We start from the raw sequence: 18,607 nt of genomic DNA on the forward strand, positions 1-18,607 counted from the left end.
CACTGCCCGCAAAGGACATTCGATGTCGGATTCACTGGTTTCTACACTAGGTTTGCTCCTCTGTCTCGCCCCTGCGCTGGTGCACGGGGTCGAGGTTATTCGCCCGCTCTGGGCGCGGTGGGTGGTCAATTGGGTGCTACCGTTCTTTGCCCCCGGCGTGCCAAAGCCCAAACAGTTCCTGACCCATGATACACAGCTCGCCATGCTGGACGGCGCGCTGGGCGCGGCTCCGGATGAGCGCCGCCGCGCAGGTGAGGATTACATCTTCCTCATGCTCTTCGAGCAGCGGCAGGGCGCCTTGGCCTTTCTCGCCATCGCCGCGGGCGTCGCCTATGGCTTCGCCCAGCCATTAGCAGACCGGCATATGCTGCACTTCATTCTGGCGATCATGTCTGCGCTGTTCATGCTGGTTAACGCCAATCATGCAGGCATCCGGTTTCTGGGAACGCATCCCAGAATCTCTCACAACGGCCGTAATGTGGGGCTTGTTTTTGCACCGTTCTGGGCGCTGTCCACTGCGCTGAACTTTCTGGCGTTCCAAGCCGCAACCATGTGATCGCGCGGCTAGGACGCTGGGATGTACAGCGTCTGCACCGCCCCGCCTTCTGCGTGATTGCTAACTTCAAGGTGGCCGCCCAATCGCAGGGCGGCCTCCATCGCGATGGTCAAACCGATCCCCAAACCACGAACCGTTCCGTGTCCTTCGGTCAACCGTGCAAACCCGCCTATCACATCCGTTAGACGGTCGCGATCAAAGCCGGTGCCAGCGTCCACGAATGCAATGCTGACATAGTCGTCATCATCGTCGATGCGCACGGTCAACGGCACGTTTGAAGGGGTGTATTTCTTAACGTTGTCGAGCAGCTCGGCAATGGCAGCCTCAAGGATTTCCTTGTTAGTCAGGAATACTTGCCGCGACCGGACATCAAAGAAAAGTGGCCGATCAGGAGCGTCTTCAAAGAACGCCCGCGTCGTCTTCTCGACAAAATCAGCAATATCAGTGCGCACGAGCATATCGCTCCGGTCATCTTCTCGCAGCGCAACAAGTTTGTCCGATTTGCCAACCATCTCGGTGATGCGCATGCCGGAATCGTGGATCATATCCACTTTCTCCGCAGTGGCATTATCAAGCTCCGTATTCTCCCGTAACAGGCTGGTCAGCCCGACAATGGCGTTCAGCGGCGTTCTGATTTCGTGATTCACGCTACGGAGGAACTGAAGCCGGCTCTCTCCCAATGACTTCGAAAGCCGCAGCGCCTTGTTCAACTCGCTGCCGAATTTCGAGTGATAAAACGAGAAATAGGCAAGTTCCGCCCCGACCATCGAAAAAATGGTCAAACCCACCAGCAGGGTTGAGACAAGAAGCGCCGTATTATCGACAATTTCGAAGTTCGACAAAAGATAAAAGTGAAGGAAAATCGAAACCAGCCACAGCAGAAACGACAGGCCCGCCAACGCGGCTGTAAGGCGCTTGTACCTGTCCCAGTCAAAAAGCGCGAAGGGCAATCCGGCGGTAAGTACAAACATGAAGGAAAGATGCCCATCATCATGCACCACTAATGACCCCCAGAAAATCGCCGCATTGGCAGCCAGAATCCACACGATACGCGCGCTGAAATGTTTCTCGACAGAGTGCAGAAATATCGCGGCCAAAAAGCCTGCAACCGAAAGCCCCGCCGCCGAGAACAAATGCGGCGCCCTCAACATCAGGGCCAGCAACGCCCAAGCGATCCCAAAGACCAGCGCCAGCCTGACGAGCGTTTTGGACAGAAAGATATTTGTGTCGTCACCAGCGGTTTGGGCGGGCATGTTTTTCCAGTCGGAGCTTCCTGTTCTCAAAACGTTACCAGTTTCCCGCGGGTCGCGCCACTGTCGGGCACGTCCGTCAAAATCGCCGCTTCCGGTACCTGACGCAATACGCTCGAGGTGGCTCAGAATGAAGTGCTGCTGCGGCTCACGCCCCCAAATGCCGCTCGCCGCGTTTCTTCGCCAGCGCGATCTGCTTTTGCCGCTCGCGGAAACGCGCCTTGTCGGCTTCGCTCGTCTCGTCATGGCACAGATGGCAGGACACGCCTTCCTCATATTCCGGCTTTGCACGATCTTCCGGCAGGATCGGGCGGCGGCAGGCATGGCACAGCTCATGCGGGCCTTCCTTCAGCCCGTGTTCCACCGATACCCGCCCGTCAAACACGAAACAGGCGCCGTTCCACAGGCTCTTCTCGGCGGGCACATCTTCCAAGTATTTCAAGATACCACCCTTCAGGTGATAAACCTCCTCAACCCCCTGTTGCAGCAGGTAGTTGGTCGATTTCTCACAACGGATACCGCCGGTGCAGAACATTGCGATCCGCTTGTTATGGAAACGCTCCTTGTTTTCCTCCCACCACAGAGGAAACTCGCCAAAGCTCTTGGTCAGCGGGTCTTCGGCCCCTTCGAAGGTGCCTATCGCGACTTCGTAATCGTTGCGCGTATCAATCACCGCCACATCCGGCGCCGATATCAGCTCGTTCCAATCAGCTGGCGCCACATAATGCCCGACCGAGGCACGCGGATCGACGTCAGGTTGCCCCATCGTGACGATCTCTTTTTTCAGCCGCACCTTCATCCGCGCAAACGGTTCTTCCTCGGCGGTGCTTTCTTTCCACTCCAGATCGGCACAGCCGGGCAGGGCGCGGATATGCGCCAGCGCCGCGTCAATGCCCGCGCGTGATCCGGCGATGGTGCCATTGATTCCCTCGCGGGCCAGCAGCAACGTTCCCTTGACACCCTCGCGCTGGCACAGATCAAAGAGCGGTCCCTTCAGCGCGGCAGGATCGGGGAAAGGGGTGAAGTGGTAGAGAGCGGCTATCGTGTACATATGCGGCCCATAATACTTGCGGTTGCAACGCACAATAGCGCGGATTGACCCATACCCGCAGCAACGATAGTTTTGTCGAACACTCACTTTTAGATTGTTTATTTTATGCAGACTCCGGAACACGCCCTCGTCGTGGTTGACGTCCAGAACGACTTTTGTCCTGGCGGGGCGCTTGCTGTCGCCGAAGGGGATCAGATTGTCCCCGGAATCAATGCGTTAATGAAGCAGTTTCACACTGTTGTGCTTACGCAGGATTGGCATCCTGCGGGCCATTCCTCCTTCGCTTCCTCGCATGCGGGCAAGGCGCCGATGGAGCTGATCGACATGCCCTACGGGGCGCAAGTTCTCTGGCCCGATCATTGCGTTCAGGGCAGCACTGGTGCGGCGTTCCATCCGGATCTCGAAACAGACCGCGCCAGCCTGATCATTCGCAAGGGCGCGAACCCCGAGATCGACAGTTATTCCGCGTTTTTCGAGAACGATCGCAAAACGCCGACGGGGCTGGTGGGCTATCTCCGCAACCTGAATATCAAACAACTGACCTTTGTGGGCCTCGCGACCGATTTTTGCGTCAATTTCTCGGCGCTCGATGCGGCCAGCCTCGGCTTCGCGGTTTCGGTCAAGTTGGACCTGTGCCGCGGGATTGATCTGGACGGCACTATGGCCGCGACGCTGGAAGGATTTGGGCTGAAAGGGGTCGCCCTTGAATAGGGCAGAAAATAATAGCGCTGACTCCGCACTCTACGCAGACACACTCGCCAACTTCGAGCATTCTCGCAGTGCCGCGGGTCGCCCTGTTTGTTATGCGCGCGAACAACTCAGGTTCGCTCTCCTCCGCATATTACTGATCATCGCCGGCAGTTTGACGTTCTTTATCTTTGCGAACGAGCGCATTGCGTGGCTGGGCCTGATCATCTGCCTGCTCACCGAACTGTCCGAAGATGCCTATCTCATGTGGATGCGCCGCCAGTCTGGGCGCTTTCTGGCCTCGAGGGTCAACTTTGTCTTGATCTGCCTCTTCGCCTTTTTCCAAGCCAGCGGATTCTCACTAGCGACTTGGATGACATGGCTGATCACGCTTGAGTTCTTGCCTGATGTGACGATGATCCTATTCCTGAGCGTGGTCGCGGCGGGCGCATCTTATGTGATCTCGCACATGTTCTGGCCCGCAATTTTGCGCACCATCCCTCCGGCGATCGCCGCTTTCTATATCGTTAATTTTACGTTCGCTAACCTCACAATAGAACAATCTTCGGGGTTCTCGATTTTCGTCGCGACAACTCTCCTTATCGCCATCCTGACCGCCATGCTCATTGGCGCGGTCTATTTCAGCATGAGAGATAGGGAGAAAATCCGCCGAGAGCTGCTCGCTTCGCAGGTCGCGCTGGCTGATACGATTGCCGATTTGCACACGAAAGCCGTTGAACTGCGCAAGATGGCAACGATCTCCGAACAATCCGCCGATCCGGTCGCAATCATCGATTCAGGTGGGCTGATCACATGGATCAACCCCGCCTTTGAAAAGACTTTCGGTTTCTGCACATCTCAGGCCCATGGCCGGACACTTCGTCAGCTCATTGGCGGTGAGGAGACGGATGAAAAAGCCATCGCGAAGGCCGATGAGGCGATACGGACGGGTCAGCACACCCGCTTCGAGATCGCCAACTACACCAGGGACGGGATCCGCATTTGGACCGAAGCAAGCCTGAATCCAGTTCTCGGTGATGAAGGCCAGCTGGAGCATGTCGTCTGCATCATCCGCGATATCGGCAATTTCAAACAGCGCCAGTCACGCCTCGTTGCCGCGCGTTTCCAAGCGGAGCAAACCGCGCGTGCGCGTGCCGATATACTGGCGAATATGAGTCACGAAATCCGCACCCCGATGAATGGCATCCTCGGCATGACCGACCTGCTGATGCAGACACAACTTTCCGGCGCTCAGCGCGCTTATGCCGAAGCGATTGAAAGTTCCGGCCGCAGTCTTCTGACGATCATCAACGACATCCTCGATTTCTCGAAGCTTGAGGCAGGCGCACTCGAAATTTCGCCCGTCCAGGCATCCGTGACGCGTGTGATTAACGATGTGTTCAACCTGTTGCGCCCGATGGCCGATGCCAAGGCGCTCAAACTGGAATGCGAAGTCTCCGATGATGTGCCCGAGTTGGTCATGGTCGATGAGGTACGCCTGCGCCAAATCCTCACAAACCTTGTCGGCAACGCGCTCAAATTCACCGAAGAGGGCAAGGTGAGCGTCTCCGTTCTTGCCGAGGCAGGTTCATTGATCCTGATGATTACCGATACCGGCATCGGCATTCCATTCGACAAACAGGAGCGCATATTCGATCAGTACGCTCAGGTCGCAAGCGCGCAAAACCGCGCCGTCAGGGGCACCGGTCTTGGGTTGGCTATCTCGCGGCTTCTGGCGCGTTTGATGGGGGGCGATGTGACCATCGCTGAGTCGGTACCTGGCAAAGGCACCACGTTCCGTGTCTCGGTTGAATTCAGCCATGTGGCAGAGGCCAAATTCGTCGAGGAGTCTGGCCGCAGCAGCGAGGAACGGATCGCCTTCCTCAAAGACCAATTCAACGGCCGGACAGTTCTCATCGCAGAGGATAACGCCCTCAACGCAACCCTGCTGGAGACGTACCTGTCCAAACTCGGGATCGAAACCATGGTCGCGGTCAACGGCCTGATCGCGGTTGACCGTTTTGCCGAACATCGCCCGTTCATGATCTTCATGGACGTCAACATGCCTGAAATGAACGGTCTCGATGCCTGTCGTGAGATTCGCAAGATGCGGGGCGAACAGCCGCTGATCATCGCCCTCACCGCCTCTGCTTTCGATCAGGACCGCGAAGCCTGCCTTGAGGCGGGGATGGATGAGTTCCTCTCCAAGCCGCTTTTGGGCGACGATCTGTACCGCAAACTCGAACAGATGTTTGAACAGGGCGTCGTGGCCTAACCAATTCCTGCTTGGCGCAGGCCCCTTTGATCCCGTATCACTACCGAGCACCTCAGGAGGCCGCGCATGGACATCGCCACCCGCGTCTGGAACCACAAGTGGAAGATCGACCCGATCGTCCGCTCCCTCATTGATACCGATTTCTACAAGCTTCTGATGTGCCAGTCGGTGTTCCGCAATCGCCGCGACACCACCGTCACCTTTTCCCTGATCAACCGCAGCAGCCACGTCCCCTTGGCAGAGCTGATCGACGAGGGCGAACTGCGCGAACAGCTCGACCACATCCGCTCCCTCTCGCTCTCCCGTGGCGAAAGCACATGGCTGCGCGGCAACACCTTCTATGGCAAGCGCCAGATGTTCCGCCCCGATTTCATGGAGTGGTTCGAAAACCTCCGCCTGCCGCCCTACCACCTCGAAAAACGCAATGGCCAGTATGAGTTGACCTTCGAAGGATCCTGGCCCGAGGTCATGCTGTGGGAAATCCCCGCCCTCGCCGTGCTGATGGAGCTGCGCTCCCGCGCCGTGCTCGACCGCATGGACAAGTTCGAGCTGCAAGTCCTCTACGCCCGCGCGATGACCAAGCTCTGGGAAAAGATCGAGCGCCTCCGCGCTGTTGACGGCCTCCGCCTCGCGGATTTCGGCACCCGCCGCCGCCATTCCTTCCTCTGGCAGGATTGGACCGTACAGGCGATGATGGAAGGCTTGGGCGACAAATTCGTCGGCACCTCCAATTGCCGCATCGCCATGCGCCGCGATATCGAGGCCATCGGCACCAACGCCCACGAGCTGCCGATGGTCTATGCCGCGCTGGCCGAAGATGACGCCGCGCTGGCCCGCGCTCCATATGACGTGCTGGCCGACTGGCACGAGGAGCACGACGGCAACCTCCGCATCATCCTGCCCGACACTTACGGCACCGAAGGCTTCCTCTCCCGCGCCCCCGACTGGCTCGCTGGCTGGACAGGTATCCGCATCGACAGCGGCGCGCCCGAGGCTGGAGCCGAAACCGCGATCCGCTGGTGGAAAGAGCGCGGCGAAGACCCCCGCGACAAGCTGGTGATCTTCTCCGACGGACTGGACGCCGACCGCATCATCGCCCTGCAAGAACAGTTCGCAGGGCGGGTGAAGGTTTCCTTCGGCTGGGGCACGCTCTTGACGAACGACTTCCGCGGCTTGGTGAAAGACGACGCGCTGGCGCCGTTCTCCCTCGTGTGCAAAGCCGTTAGCGCCAATGGCCGCCCGACGGTCAAGCTGAGCGACAACCCGAATAAGGCGATGGGGCCAGACGCCGAGATCGCCCGCTACAAGCGGGTTTTCGGCGTCGGTGAACAAAAGCCGCTGGAAGTGGTGGTGTAGCCCCGCCCGAACAGCGCCGCAGGCGCCGGGCGCGCGCCGGACCGCCCCCACGGTCTGGCGCGATGTCACCCGCGAGCAACGCCCTAAGGTCATCCGGTCTTGGCTGGCATAAAGCGCCATGTTCAGAGGGAAAGGCGCCAGCCCTCGGTCCGGCGCGTGCCCTTCGACTTTCTACGATTCAATTAAAGCGCATCGCCAAGGCGGTTTCCAAGATCCCCTCGGTATTCAGGTAATCACTCCACCTTCCCCCTCAGCGCCTTCACTTCCCCCCGCTTCTTCTTCTCGTCCAGCCGCCGCCGGACGCTTCCCTTCGTTGGGCGGGTAGGGACGCGGCGTTTGGGGGTTTCCGTGGCTTTGCGGATCAGCGCCACCAGCCGCTCCCGCGCGATCTCGCGGTTGCGGGCTTGGCTGCGGGTGTCTTGCACAAAGAGCACCACCGCGCCTTCGGTCGTCCATTTCTGCCCCGCCAGTCGCTTCAGCCGCCGCTTCACCGCCTCCGGCAGCGAGGGGCTCCGCGCCGCCTCGAAGCGCAGCTCCACCGCCGTCGAAACCTTGTTCACATTCTGCCCGCCTGGGCCGCTGGCGCGGGCGAACTGCTCGGTCAGTTCCCAGTCCTGAAGGGAGATGGTGTCGGTGATCTGGAGCATCTCTTTACGGGGCGGTTCGGGGTGAAAATCAGGGCCAGTCTAGCCGAAAAATGCTGCAGGTGCGATATGCATAGGTTGTGCATCAGTTGTGCATGGATTGTGCACCGCATATTCGGGCATTTTGTGCGTGGTTTTTCTGCGCTGCAGCGAATGAAAAAGGGCCGCCCTGGCGACAGGTGCGGCCCTTCGAAAGTTCAGGAGGTGGGGTCGGTTAGATCACGTCCCACCTGGGGGTTTTCGTCAGCCAAGGGCTGCCTTAGCGACGGACCTCCCAAGTTGTCCCGACACCTTTCTCCAATACCTTTCTAGACACTGGATCACCTCCTTTCATTGATTTCGCCTATGGGTAAGGTGCCACAGATTTTGTATCTGTCAAATAAAAATCCACTACTAATCGTAGTTTTCCATACGGCCTCACCGGGTTTCGGTGGTGTCTGCGTCGCCCTCGGGGTTCACGAAGGTCAGCAGGACAAGGCCGATCACGAACAGTCCGATCACCGGCGAAACGCCCAGCCGCGGGCTTTGGGTCCAGAGCGTGAAGATCCCGATCAGAGCAGGCGCCAGAAAGGCCGTCGCCTTGCCGGAAAGTGCAAACAGCCCGAACGCTTCCGTCGGCCGCCCCTCCGTCGCATGCCGCACCATCATCGTCCGACTAGCCGCATACACAGCCCCCCCCGCCCCACCAATCGCGGCGCCGCAGAGGTAGAAAATGATGTCCGGAAGATTGCTACCTTCAGCCAGCGGAAGGCCGAAAAGGCTCTCGCGCGTCATCCCGACGATGATCGTGCAGACAAGCATAAGTACCCAAATACATACGCGAATTACCGGCTTTGGCCCAAAGCGGCTATCGAACATGCCGCCGATATATGTGGCTATTCCCGCAGTCACAGCGCCGACGATCCCGAACACCGCAATCATCGTCAATGACCAGTCCAGAACCAGTCGCGCATAGACCCCGCCAAAGCCATAAAGCGCGTTCAAGGCGTCCCGATAGAACATCGAAGACGCAAGGAAGCTTGCTAGGCTGCGGCGCTTGAACACCGAGGATATGGAGGCTCTCAGGTCGCTTAACGCGGCTCCAATTCCGCCTTGCTTGACCACAGGTTTCGATTCCCTGACCCATAGGAAATAGGGGATCATAAAGACAATATACCAGATCGCGATAAAGGGGCCTACGACGCGCGTACCCTCTCGGCTTTCGGGGTTAAGCCCGAATGCTGGCTCCGTACCGATGAGCGTCGTTCCTGCGGTATCATTCGCCTCGAAAAAGAACAAAAGCATGATGAAAAGGCTCAATACACCGCCCCAATAGCCGAAGGATGCACCCGATCCGCTGATCTTCCCAATCGCCTCACGGCCACCAAGACTTGGCAATTGTGCATTGGTAAATATCAGCGCGAATTCGGCGGCGATAAAGCCAAGCGAAAAGGCATAAAGGGTGAACCATAGCCCGCTTCCATTGGGCAAAAGATGCCACATCATCCAAGCGGAAATAACGTAAACGACGGAGAAGCCGAAGATCCATGGCATGCGCCTTCCAGTGCTGTCCGCATAAGCGCCGAGGACTGGACCGAGGAAGGCGATGACCAATCCCGCCATTGTCTGCCCCAAGGACCACATCGATTGCGCGCGCGCGTCGGCTGCCTCTTCCGATAATCCGTTTGTCAGGAAGAAATCGGCCGCAACACCCGCAAAATAAGGCCCAAAGATAAAGGTTAGCCCAAGGGTATAGTAAGGTTGTGCCGCCCAGTCGAAGCACATCCAGCCGAAAACCCGCCTCTTGTTCATCGGGAACCCCATCCGTGTGTCTGCCGTCAGTAAGACCGCCAATGTGGCTTCATGGCAAGCATTCCGTTCCGGTAGCCATTAAGGGATTGCCCTGTGTGGCAATGATGACTACCTCACTGACGTAGACAGAAAGGACGGCCATGGTTTCCATTTTCCAGATTTTGATGCTGATCCTTGGCATCGCGCGCTTCTTCATCATCGTTCATTTTGTGATGAGCTGGCTTATCGGCTTCAACGTACTGAACGTCCGGCAGCCGTTGGTCGCCCAGATATGGTATGGGTTGCAGCGCTTGCTTGAACCGATCTACGGGCCGATCCGTCGCATGCTGCCGAATATGGGCGGGCTGGATCTTGCGCCACTCGTCGCGCTGATCGCGATCTATGCGCTCGAAATCATTCTGCGGAACAACGTCGCCGTCTTCTACTAAGAGCAGCGTAAGCGGCCCTTGCCTGATGCTTTCGGCTGTGGGATCGTAGCGTTAACGAGCAGTTCAGAATAGACAGGTACATTTCCCCATGAGCGCTGCCACGCTTCTTCGGGATGTTTTCGGATTCGAAGACTTCCGCCCCGGACAAAAAGAGATTGTCGAGGCAGTCGCTGAGGGTGAGCAGACACTGGCGATCATGCCAACAGGAGGAGGCAAGTCTCTCTGCTTTCAATTACCGGCGCTGATGCGCGATGGCCTCACGGTCGTTATCTCACCGTTGATTGCCTTGATGCGGGATCAGGTGCGCGGCCTTTCTGAGGCAGGTGTCAAAGCGGCGGCGTTAACGTCGGCTAACACACCCGAGGAAATGGACGCGATATGGAATGCGCTTGCGTCAGGTGAATTGAAGATCCTCTACATGGCGCCAGAGCGCCTCGCGTCCGGAGCCATAGCACCTGCGCTGAGGAGGGCAGGCATTTCTCTCATCGCCGTGGATGAAGCGCACTGCGTCAGCCAATGGGGTCACGATTTCCGGCCGGATTATCTGCGCATCGGTGAGTTACGCCGCCAACTCGATGTACCACTCGCGGCCTTCACCGCGACCGCCGACGCAGAGACCCGCGACGACATCGTCCAAAAGCTCTTCGCCGGTGCGTCGCCTCGTGTCTTTTTGGGTGGCTTTGACAGGCCCAACATCCATTTGGCCTTTGCTGTAAAGGACAAACCGCGAAACCAAATCCTTTCTTTTGTTGAAAAGCGCGCTGGGCAAAGCGGCATCATTTACTGCGGCACGCGAGCGAAAACCGAAACTCTTGCCGCCGCGCTGGCGCAGGCCGGAAAGCGGTCCTGTTTCTATCATGGCGGGATGGAGCCAGAGGATCGAAAGATCGTCGAGGCACGTTTCCAGCAAGAGGACGGATTGATCGTCGTCGCCACGGTTGCGTTTGGGATGGGTATCGATAAGCCAGATATCCGGTGGGTTGCTCACGCGGATCTGCCGAAGTCAATTGAGGCATACTATCAGGAAATCGGCCGCGCAGGCCGCGACGGGGCACCTGCAGAGACGCTAACGTTGTTCGGTGCAGATGACATTCGCTTTCGCCGCCAACAGATTGATGAAAGCCTCGCACCAGCCGACAGGCGTGATGCAGATCACGGACGCCTGAATGCCTTGCTCGGGTTGGCCGAAGCGCAGAAATGCCGCCGTCAATCGCTTCTCGCATATTTTGGCGAAACCAACGCGGCCTGCGGCAATTGCGACCTATGCGATGAGCCGCCCGATATTTTTGATGCAACGACGCCTGTACGCATGGCGCTGTCTGCTGCCTTGCGTACATCAGAGCGTTTCGGTGCCGGTCACCTTATAGATATTTTGCGCGGGATAGAGACGGATAAAGTCCGCGCATGCGGGCATGAATCTCTCCCGACCTTCGCTGTTGGTAAGGAGTTCGACAAACGCCAGTGGCAGGCAATCTTCCGACAGATGATGGGGCTCGATCTTGTCCGCCCAGACAGTGAACGCCACGGAGCGTTGCGGATGACAGATCATGCCCGCCCTATCCTGCGCGGCGAGCAGGAAGTCACCCTTCGGCGCGATAGCTTGTCCGTTACCCGAAAGGGGCCGGTGGTCAAAGCGCTTGTTTCCGAAGAAGATGCGCCATTGCTCTCCGCGCTGAAAGCAAAGCGCCGGCATTTGGCTGAGGCAGCCGGCGTTCCGGCCTATATTATTTTCAATGATCGAACATTGATAGAGATGGCTGAAACCAAGCCAGAAACACTCGACCAGATGTCTCGTATCGGCGGCGTTGGTGCCAAGAAACTTGCATCATATGGCGAGGCTTTCCTTGAAGTCATTAATCCGGACGCAGAGATTCCCCATCCGCGCAGGGCGAAGCTTGCCGGCCAGCGAGAAGGCGAGGTTTTTGACCGGCTGTTGGCTGTCCAAGCGGAGCTTTCCCGCGGGACAGGTGGACATGAGAAACCGCTGACCTGCTCTGCGTCTCTGCTGGCGCGCGTCGCAAAGGCACGACCCCGCGATATATCGGGGCTCACAAAACTTCTTGGTGATCGTCATGCCGAGCGTTTCGGCGACGCATTCCTAGAAATTCTGAAAGAGGCTTGAGGTCTCCGGTTCGCTGCCTAGATGGTGCTGCACGAGATGAGGTATCCCGATGCAAACGTTGATTTCGCCAGCAAAGTCGCTTGATTGGTCGCCGGTCGCTATCGAGCCGACAACGCCTGTATTCCTGAGGGAAGCCCGCAGTCTGGCAAAAGTGTCGCGCCAGCTTTCTGCAGCGCAATTGAAATCGCTGATGGGCATTTCGGACGATCTTGCCCAGCTGAACCACGATCGCTTCAAAGCGTTCAAAGCCAATCCCGATCAATCGGTGACAAAGCCAGCGGTATACGCATTTAACGGCGATACCTACCAAGGCTTTGATGTGAAGAGTCTCGACGAAGGTTCTTTGCTCTGGGCGCAGGATTACCTCCGTATTCTTTCCGGCTTGTATGGTTTGTTGCGCCCGCTGGATGCGATTCAACCATATCGGCTCGAAATGGGCAGCCGCCTTAAAACCGCTGCTGGCAAGAACCTTTACGAATTTTGGGGCGACAAGATTGCCAATGCCCTGAACAAAGAAGCACAGGATCGCGGAAGCGATACCTTGGTCAATTGCGCGAGTGAGGAATATTTCAAAGCCGCAAGCCGAAAGGTTCTTGCCGTCAACGTGGTCACCCCCGTGTTCATGGAGGTGAAGACCGGTAAGCCGAAGATCGTAAGTTTCTACGCGAAGAAAGCGCGTGGTGCGATGGCACGGTTCATCTGTGAAAACAGAATTTTGGAACCGCGGGACATCCGCAGTTTTGACGTTGGCGGCTATCGGTTTGAGCCAGCGCTTTCAGAGGAAAATCGGCCTGTTTTCTTGAGGGACGACCCTGCCATTGATTAATCGCGGCCCACTAGCGAAGAGATGATTTGAGCTTTTGGAAATCCTGTGTTCATCATGCTGGCAACGGTCGGCGGGGTGAACAGAAATGACAGATTTCCTAGGTCAGATTGAAGCCGAATTGGATGAGATCCGAGCGGCAGGCCTTTTCAAACACGAACGTGAAATTCAGACGGCACAAGGCACCCATATCGGGGTCAATGGCCGTGAGGTGATCAATCTTTGTGCCAATAACTATCTCGGGCTTGCCAATCACCCGTCTTTGATCTCTGCGGCGCAAACGGCCATGGAGACGCATGGGTTCGGCATGGCTTCTGTTCGTTTTATCTGCGGTACGCAAGATTTGCACCGACAACTCGAAGAGGAGCTGGCGGCGTTTCTCGAACAGGAAGATGCGATCCTTTTCGCGGCCTGTTTCGATGCCAATGGCGCATTATTCGAGCCTCTGATGACCTCGGAGGATGCAATTGTCTCCGATGCTCTCAATCATGCATCAATCATTGATGGCATTCGCCTAAGCAAGGCAAATCGGTACCGGTACAATAACTCGGACATGCAGGATCTGGAGAACCAGTTGAAAGCAGCCAGATCCGATGGCGCCCGCCGGATCATGATCGCTACCGACGGTGTCTTTTCGATGGATGGCTATTTTGCCAACCTGAAAGACATTCGCGCGCTGGCGGACCGTTATGAAGCGCTCTTGATGGTCGATGATTGTCATTCAACGGGTTTCATTGGCCCACAGGGGCGTGGAACTCCGGCCCATTTTGGGGTGAAGGCGGATGTGATCACCGGAACGCTCGGTAAGGCACTTGGGGGGGCGCTTGGCGGCTATATTGCTGGCCCCAAACCTATTGTTGATCTTATGCGTCAACGGGCACGCCCCTATCTTTTTTCTAATGCTCTCCCGCCTGCTATCGTTGCTGCGGGCATTGAGGCGCTGCGTTTGGTACGGGAGGGTGATCAACTGCGCGAAAGCCTGTTTAATAATTCCCGATATTGGCGCGCTGGCCTTGAGGAGCTTGGGTTTGATGTCCTTCCGGGAGAGCATCCGATTATTCCTGTGATGCTCTATGATGCGAAATTAGCGCAGAATATGGCTGCGCGGCTTTTCGAATTGGGCGTTTTCGTTTCGGGCTTCTTTTTCCCCGTCGTCCCACAAGGGCAGGCGCGCATTCGCACCCAGATGAACGCAGCGCTGACAAAGGTGGATCTTGATCATGCGTTGGGAGCGTTTGAAACAGCTGGGCGTGAAACAGGAGCGCTATCATGAGTAATCAAATGCAGGCTCTTACCAAGTCTAAGCCGGAGGCTGGCCTTTGGCTTGAGCGCCATCCGGTGCCGGAAATTGGCCCCGATGATGTGCTGATCAAAGTCAACAAAACCGGTATTTGTGGAACGGATATTCATATCTGGAATTGGGATGATTGGGCGGAGAGAACGGTGCCTGTCCCCTTGATAACCGGCCATGAGTTTGCGGGCACTATTGTTGAACTTGGCAAGGATGTTACCGGCCTTGAAGTCGGCCAACGTGTCTCTGGCGAGGGGCATCTTGTTGGTAAGGACAGCCGCCAAAGTCGGTCGGGCAGGTTTCACTTAGACCCTGCGACACGCGGTATCGGGGTCAACGAACCGGGTGCATTTGCAGAGTATCTGCGGTTGCCGGCCTTCAATGTTGTTCCTCTCCCCGACACCGTATCAGATGACATCGGCGCTATTCTCGATCCTCTTGGCAATGCGGTTCACACGGCGCTTTCGTTTGATCTGATCGGCGAGGATGTCCTGATAACAGGTGCAGGGCCGATTGGCATCATGGCGGCTGCAGTCGCGCGGCATGTCGGTGCCCGTCATGTCGTGATAACCGACATTAACCCCTACCGCCTGCAACTCGCGGAGCAGGTAACGGACGTCATTCCCGTGAACGTGGCGGACGAGGATTTGAAGGACGTTATGCAACGTTTGAAGATGAAAGAAGGGTTTGACGTTGGGCTTGAACTGTCCGGCAATCAACGCGCACTCGATCAGATAGTCGAGGCTCTTGTCATGGGCGGGCGCATCGCGCTTCTTGGTATCCCGCCCGGCAAGTCTCCTGTGGATTGGAGTAGGATTGTATTTAAGGCAATTACCATCAAAGGGGTCTACGGCCGCGAGATATTTGAGACTTGGTATAAGATGATCGCGATGCTCGAGAATGGGCTTGATGTGTCGGGCATTATCACGCACCGATTCAAAGCCGCTGATTTTAAAGACGGTTTTGATGCCATGCGAAGTGGTATGTCAGGTAAGGTCGTCCTCGACTGGACCTAGCGCGACGCGGCGGTTACGAGCGGTGTGAGACTGCTTATCCCCAACTACGCGGTGTGGCGACGGCCGCGCGCAAGCTGACCGATTACGGAGATCCTGTTGGACGCTTCATTCCCCTTCACCCGCGATCTTGTTCTTATCGGAGGTGGCCATGCGCACGCGCTCTTCTTGCGCATGTGGGGGATGAAACCTTTGGCGGGTGTCAGGGTTACCGTCATTGATCCTGCGCCAGCCGCTGCCTATTCAGGTATGCTGCCCGGCTTCGTTGCTGGCCATTACCAAGCCGACGAACTGTCCATAGATCTTGTGCGGCTGTGTCGCTTTGCGGGCGCGCGGTATGTTGCCGCTGCAGCGACTGGGATTGATCGTCATGCGAAGCAGGTTCTGGTCGAGGGTCGCCCGCCTATTGCATATGACGTCGCTTCAATTGACGTCGGCATTCACAGCAAAATGGAGGTCAAAGGCTTCGCGGAGCATGCGGTCGCGGTAAAGCCGTTATGGCGCTTCGCAGAGGCATGGAACAGGTTCACGGTCACCTCCAATGCTGGTAGCCGGGTAGTTATCATTGGCGGTGGAATTGCGGGGGTGGAGTTGGCGCTCGCCGCAAAATATGCGCTGGGTGACAATGCCGAGGTTTGTATCGTCGATCGTGCGAAGCTGTTGTCCGGCTTTCGGAAACATACGCGGGATAACCTTCTAGAAGCATTAAGGCGAGCAAAGATATCTTGGCGCGAGGGCATTGAGGTTTCCACCATAGAGGCTGGCAAGGTCTGTTTTAGGAACGGACAGGAATTACCAGCTGATATGGTCCTCGGAGCGGCCGGAGCGCGACCGCATGCGTGGTTGCAGGAAACTGGTTTGAACCTCGTCGATGGGTTCGTCGTAGTGGACGAAACGCTACGCGCGTCGGATGAAAGCATTTTTGCAGTCGGAGATTGCGCGCATCTTAGTTTTTCGCCACGCCCGAAGGCTGGTGTGTTCGCCGTAAGGCAGGGACCTGTCCTATTCGAAAACCTCCGAGCAGCCCTGTCAGGCAACGCTTTGCGGAATTATCGGCCCCAGAAAGACTACCTGAAACTTATTTCGCTCGGTGGTAAGAGCGCATTAGCCGAAAAGTTTGGTCGTTCTCTCCAAGGTCCCTTTTTGTGGACCCTCAAGGACCGAATTGACCGTAATTTCATGCGCCGGCTGGGCGAACTACCGAAGATGCAGAGGCCTGATCTGCCGATCGATCGGGCCGAGGGCCTTCTGGAAGAGTACGGAAACGAGCAACCCTGCGCAGGGTGTGGCGCGAAAGTTGCGGGCTCTGCCCTTGCGTCTGCACTCAGCGATATCCCGATTAACGAGCGAACGGATGTTACTGTTTTTGCGGGTGATGACGCAGCGTTGGTGCAAATGGGGGATGCGCGGCAGGTGTTAACGACGGACCATCTCTCAGCGCTGGTAACTGATCCTGTATTGATGACGCGAATTGCTATGGTTCATGCTCTTGGCGATATTTGGGCGATGGGCGCAACGCCACAGGCGCTTCTTGTTTCGCTGACATTGCCGCGCATGTCTGTAACATTGCAAGAGCGCACCATGAAAGAAATCATGCGCATCGCTCAGCAAGATGCGCATAGATTTGGTGCTACAATCGCTGGTGGGCATAGTTCATTGGGTGCGGATCTCGTTATCGGCTTCTCTGCGACAGGCTTACTCTCGCGTGACCCGATAACCCGAGAGGGAGCAAAAGTCGGTGATGCATTGATCCTGACAAAGCCGATAGGAAGTGGCGTTTTGATGGCCGCCGAAATGCGGGGGATCGCCAGAGGCGCGGATGTAGTGCAGGCTTATGAAATGATGTGCCAACCTCAAAACGTTGCATCTCAAATCTTGTCGGGCGCAAACGCAATGACCGATGTGACTGGTTTCGGCCTCGCAGGTCACCTTGCGGGTATTTGTGCTTCGTCCGGTTGCGGAGCTAAGATTTGGCTGGAGAACGTTCCGGTCCTTGAGGGCGCCGAGGTTCTTTCGCAGCAGGGTGTTCGCTCAACGCTTTTTGAAGTGAACAGGGCGAATGCTGGAGCGATTTTTGGGGCGTCCGGTGCTCGGGCTGACCTTCTATTTGATCCACAAACGGCTGGGGGTCTCTTGGCTGCAGTGCCTGCTGCCGAAGTCGGAAGTTGTATGAAAAGTTTGGTGGAAGCTGGATACACAGCGGCCCATATCGGAGAAATCACCTCAGATGCCGGAGCAATTCTGGTGACTTGAGCGCTTGTCGGATCTCGGCGGCAATGTCTTTAAGTGCACGATCCGCCAGTGATGGCGCATCAATGACTTTGATTGTTGACCCCGCGTTGTTATTTCGAGAGCGGGCGTATGAGGGGTCGTAGTGCTCACTCATGAGAGAAGAAACGAGTGCAATCCGGTCATCGGCAGCTAACAGGCTCTCCCAGTTATCGACAATCTCATGCCCTCTGAACTGCCTGAGCGGTTGAAGCTTTTCGGCCATTCGTTCTGGATCATCGAGAATATCCTTGTAGGCGTGAACAAGATACTCCGCCCGCTCTTTCAGAGGCGCCGTAATCTCAATTCGCGGCGCGGCTCGCATGAGTTCCCAGAGGCGAGGTGGTATATTGATTTGCCCGATCTTGCTGCTTTCTGCCTCCAGCAGCAGGGGGTGTTCTCGGTTTAGCGTAGTGATCTTCGTTGCGAGTAGTGTTTCAAATGCTTTCTGACTGGGCTGCCCGCCCTCTAGTTCGCCAAGCAGTGACCCACGATGATTGCTAAGGCCTTCGAGATCAAGTGTTTGGGTTCCGTCCCCATACAAAACGTCCAGTAAGGAAGTTTTCGCTGTGCCTGTAAAGCCGTCAAGGAGCACTACTTTGAGATCGAGAGGATCGTCATATAGAATGCGATGCACGAGCTTTCTGAAGGTTTGGTACCCCCCCGAAACTGTCTCTGCTCTCCACCCTACCTCTTGCAAGAAACGACTGAAGAAACCGGACCTTTGACCGCCTCGCCAACAATAGATCAATGGCCGCCAGCTCCCCTCCATTTCCGAAAGCGTTTCTTCAAGGTGTCGAGCGGTATTCTTTGCGACCAGAGCGCCCCCAATTTTTCGTGCTTTGAAAGGGCTTTCCTGTTTGTAGATTGTTCCCACAATGGCGTGTTCTTCGTTGGAGAGAACGGGGAGGTTGATCGCGCCGGGAATATGGTCTTCCGCGAATTCGGCTGGCGAGCGCACATCAATCACCGTGTCATAACCGTGGGACATCAGGTCTATGAGTGATGAGAACGTTTGAGCCATAGGCGGCGTCTATCTGATAAGAATTGGC

At 56.7% G+C, this 18,607-nt stretch carries 15 protein-coding genes; 10 read left to right on the forward strand and 5 right to left on the reverse strand.

Features of this window, described 5'->3' with window-relative positions; all coding sequences use genetic code 11:
* Window positions 1-22: 22 nt before the first annotated feature.
* Complete coding sequence (locus AB1E42_RS01525) at window positions 23-556, forward strand: hypothetical protein (RefSeq protein WP_368345244.1); 534 nt, start codon at window positions 23-25, stop codon at window positions 554-556.
* Window positions 557-564: 8 nt separating this feature from the next.
* Here AB1E42_RS01525 and AB1E42_RS01530 read toward each other — a convergent pair whose 3' ends face one another.
* Both AB1E42_RS01530 and AB1E42_RS01535 read right to left on the reverse strand, forming a co-directional pair.
* Complete coding sequence (locus AB1E42_RS01530; RefSeq protein ID WP_368345245.1) at window positions 565-1,809, reverse strand: sensor histidine kinase; 1,245 nt, start codon at window positions 1,807-1,809, stop codon at window positions 565-567.
* Between the two features lie 145 nt (window positions 1,810-1,954).
* Window positions 1,955-2,857: a rhodanese-related sulfurtransferase gene (locus AB1E42_RS01535; RefSeq protein WP_368345246.1), complete on the reverse strand. Its 903-nt coding sequence runs from the start codon at window positions 2,855-2,857 to the stop codon at window positions 1,955-1,957.
* Between the two features lie 105 nt (window positions 2,858-2,962).
* Between AB1E42_RS01535 and pncA the strand changes: the two genes are divergently transcribed.
* The 3 genes from pncA (at window position 2,963) to pncB (ending at window position 7,175) form a co-directional block, all read left to right on the forward strand.
* A complete protein-coding gene (pncA, locus tag AB1E42_RS01540; protein WP_368345247.1) occupies window positions 2,963-3,568 on the forward strand; it encodes a bifunctional nicotinamidase/pyrazinamidase in 606 nt (201 codons plus the stop codon).
* Window positions 3,561-5,819 carry an ATP-binding protein gene (locus AB1E42_RS01545; RefSeq protein WP_368345248.1) on the forward strand — a complete coding sequence of 753 codons (2,259 nt, stop codon included), beginning with the start codon at window positions 3,561-3,563 and terminating at the stop codon, window positions 5,817-5,819. Before pncA ends, AB1E42_RS01545 begins: the two co-directional genes overlap by 8 nt.
* Window positions 5,820-5,885: 66 nt before the next feature.
* Window positions 5,886-7,175 (forward strand): nicotinate phosphoribosyltransferase, encoded by a 1,290-nt coding sequence (pncB, locus tag AB1E42_RS01550; protein WP_368345249.1) that lies wholly within the window; start codon window positions 5,886-5,888, stop codon window positions 7,173-7,175.
* Between the two features lie 233 nt (window positions 7,176-7,408).
* Here the strand turns inward: pncB and arfB are convergent, their stop codons facing one another.
* Both arfB and AB1E42_RS01560 read right to left on the reverse strand, forming a co-directional pair.
* Complete coding sequence (gene arfB, locus AB1E42_RS01555) at window positions 7,409-7,822, reverse strand: alternative ribosome rescue aminoacyl-tRNA hydrolase ArfB (protein WP_368345250.1); 414 nt, start codon at window positions 7,820-7,822, stop codon at window positions 7,409-7,411.
* Between the two features lie 414 nt (window positions 7,823-8,236).
* Complete coding sequence (locus AB1E42_RS01560) at window positions 8,237-9,610, reverse strand: MFS transporter (protein ID WP_368345251.1); 1,374 nt, start codon at window positions 9,608-9,610, stop codon at window positions 8,237-8,239.
* 140 nt (window positions 9,611-9,750) lie between these two features.
* Here AB1E42_RS01560 and AB1E42_RS01565 point away from each other — a divergent pair, with 140 nt between their 5' ends.
* The 6 genes from AB1E42_RS01565 (at window position 9,751) to selD (ending at window position 17,540) form a co-directional block, all read left to right on the forward strand.
* Complete coding sequence (locus tag AB1E42_RS01565; protein ID WP_368345252.1) at window positions 9,751-10,038, forward strand: YggT family protein; 288 nt, start codon at window positions 9,751-9,753, stop codon at window positions 10,036-10,038.
* A gap of 88 nt (window positions 10,039-10,126) precedes the next feature.
* On the forward strand, window positions 10,127-12,160 hold the full coding sequence (recQ, locus tag AB1E42_RS01570; protein ID WP_368345253.1) for a DNA helicase RecQ: 2,034 nt from the start codon (window positions 10,127-10,129) through the stop codon (window positions 12,158-12,160).
* A gap of 49 nt (window positions 12,161-12,209) precedes the next feature.
* Complete coding sequence (gene yaaA, locus AB1E42_RS01575) at window positions 12,210-12,986, forward strand: peroxide stress protein YaaA (RefSeq protein WP_368345254.1); 777 nt, start codon at window positions 12,210-12,212, stop codon at window positions 12,984-12,986.
* A gap of 85 nt (window positions 12,987-13,071) precedes the next feature.
* A complete protein-coding gene (locus AB1E42_RS01580) occupies window positions 13,072-14,256 on the forward strand; it encodes a glycine C-acetyltransferase (protein ID WP_368345255.1) in 1,185 nt (394 codons plus the stop codon).
* Window positions 14,253-15,290, forward strand: a complete 1,038-nt coding sequence (gene tdh / locus AB1E42_RS01585) for an L-threonine 3-dehydrogenase (protein WP_368345256.1) — start codon at window positions 14,253-14,255, stop codon at window positions 15,288-15,290. Before AB1E42_RS01580 ends, tdh begins: the two co-directional genes overlap by 4 nt.
* Before the next feature lie 96 nt (window positions 15,291-15,386).
* The gene (gene selD, locus AB1E42_RS01590; RefSeq protein ID WP_368345257.1) at window positions 15,387-17,540 is read left to right on the forward strand and encodes a selenide, water dikinase SelD; all 2,154 of its coding nucleotides are present in this window, start codon (window positions 15,387-15,389) and stop codon (window positions 17,538-17,540) included.
* On the opposite strand, the gene mnmH is transcribed toward selD, so the two are convergent.
* Entirely contained in the window at window positions 17,506-18,525 is a 1,020-nt protein-coding gene (gene mnmH / locus AB1E42_RS01595; RefSeq protein ID WP_368345258.1) for a tRNA 2-selenouridine(34) synthase MnmH, read from the reverse strand. The two genes, selD and mnmH, sit on opposite strands and share 35 nt — an antisense overlap.
* Window positions 18,526-18,607 lie beyond the last annotated feature (82 nt).

Origin of the sequence: Pelagovum sp. HNIBRBA483, assembly GCF_040931995.1 — a bacterium.
Lineage (GTDB): Bacteria > Pseudomonadota > Alphaproteobacteria > Rhodobacterales > Rhodobacteraceae > JAEPMR01.

Coding starts and splice junctions, on each gene's coding strand:
- AB1E42_RS01560 (WP_368345251.1), bottom strand. CDS start 9,610: ATGAACAAGAGGCGGGTTTTCGGCTGGATGTGCTTCGACTGGGCGGCA.
- AB1E42_RS01535 (WP_368345246.1), bottom strand. CDS start 2,857: ATGTACACGATAGCCGCTCTCTACCACTTCACCCCTTTCCCCGATCCT.
- AB1E42_RS01525 (WP_368345244.1), top strand. CDS start 23: ATGTCGGATTCACTGGTTTCTACACTAGGTTTGCTCCTCTGTCTCGCC.
- tdh (WP_368345256.1), top strand. CDS start 14,253: ATGAGTAATCAAATGCAGGCTCTTACCAAGTCTAAGCCGGAGGCTGGC.
- yaaA (WP_368345254.1), top strand. CDS start 12,210: ATGCAAACGTTGATTTCGCCAGCAAAGTCGCTTGATTGGTCGCCGGTC.
- AB1E42_RS01565 (WP_368345252.1), top strand. CDS start 9,751: ATGGTTTCCATTTTCCAGATTTTGATGCTGATCCTTGGCATCGCGCGC.
- AB1E42_RS01580 (WP_368345255.1), top strand. CDS start 13,072: ATGACAGATTTCCTAGGTCAGATTGAAGCCGAATTGGATGAGATCCGA.
- AB1E42_RS01530 (WP_368345245.1), bottom strand. CDS start 1,809: ATGCCCGCCCAAACCGCTGGTGACGACACAAATATCTTTCTGTCCAAA.
- recQ (WP_368345253.1), top strand. CDS start 10,127: ATGAGCGCTGCCACGCTTCTTCGGGATGTTTTCGGATTCGAAGACTTC.
- pncA (WP_368345247.1), top strand. CDS start 2,963: ATGCAGACTCCGGAACACGCCCTCGTCGTGGTTGACGTCCAGAACGAC.
- pncB (WP_368345249.1), top strand. CDS start 5,886: ATGGACATCGCCACCCGCGTCTGGAACCACAAGTGGAAGATCGACCCG.
- arfB (WP_368345250.1), bottom strand. CDS start 7,822: ATGCTCCAGATCACCGACACCATCTCCCTTCAGGACTGGGAACTGACC.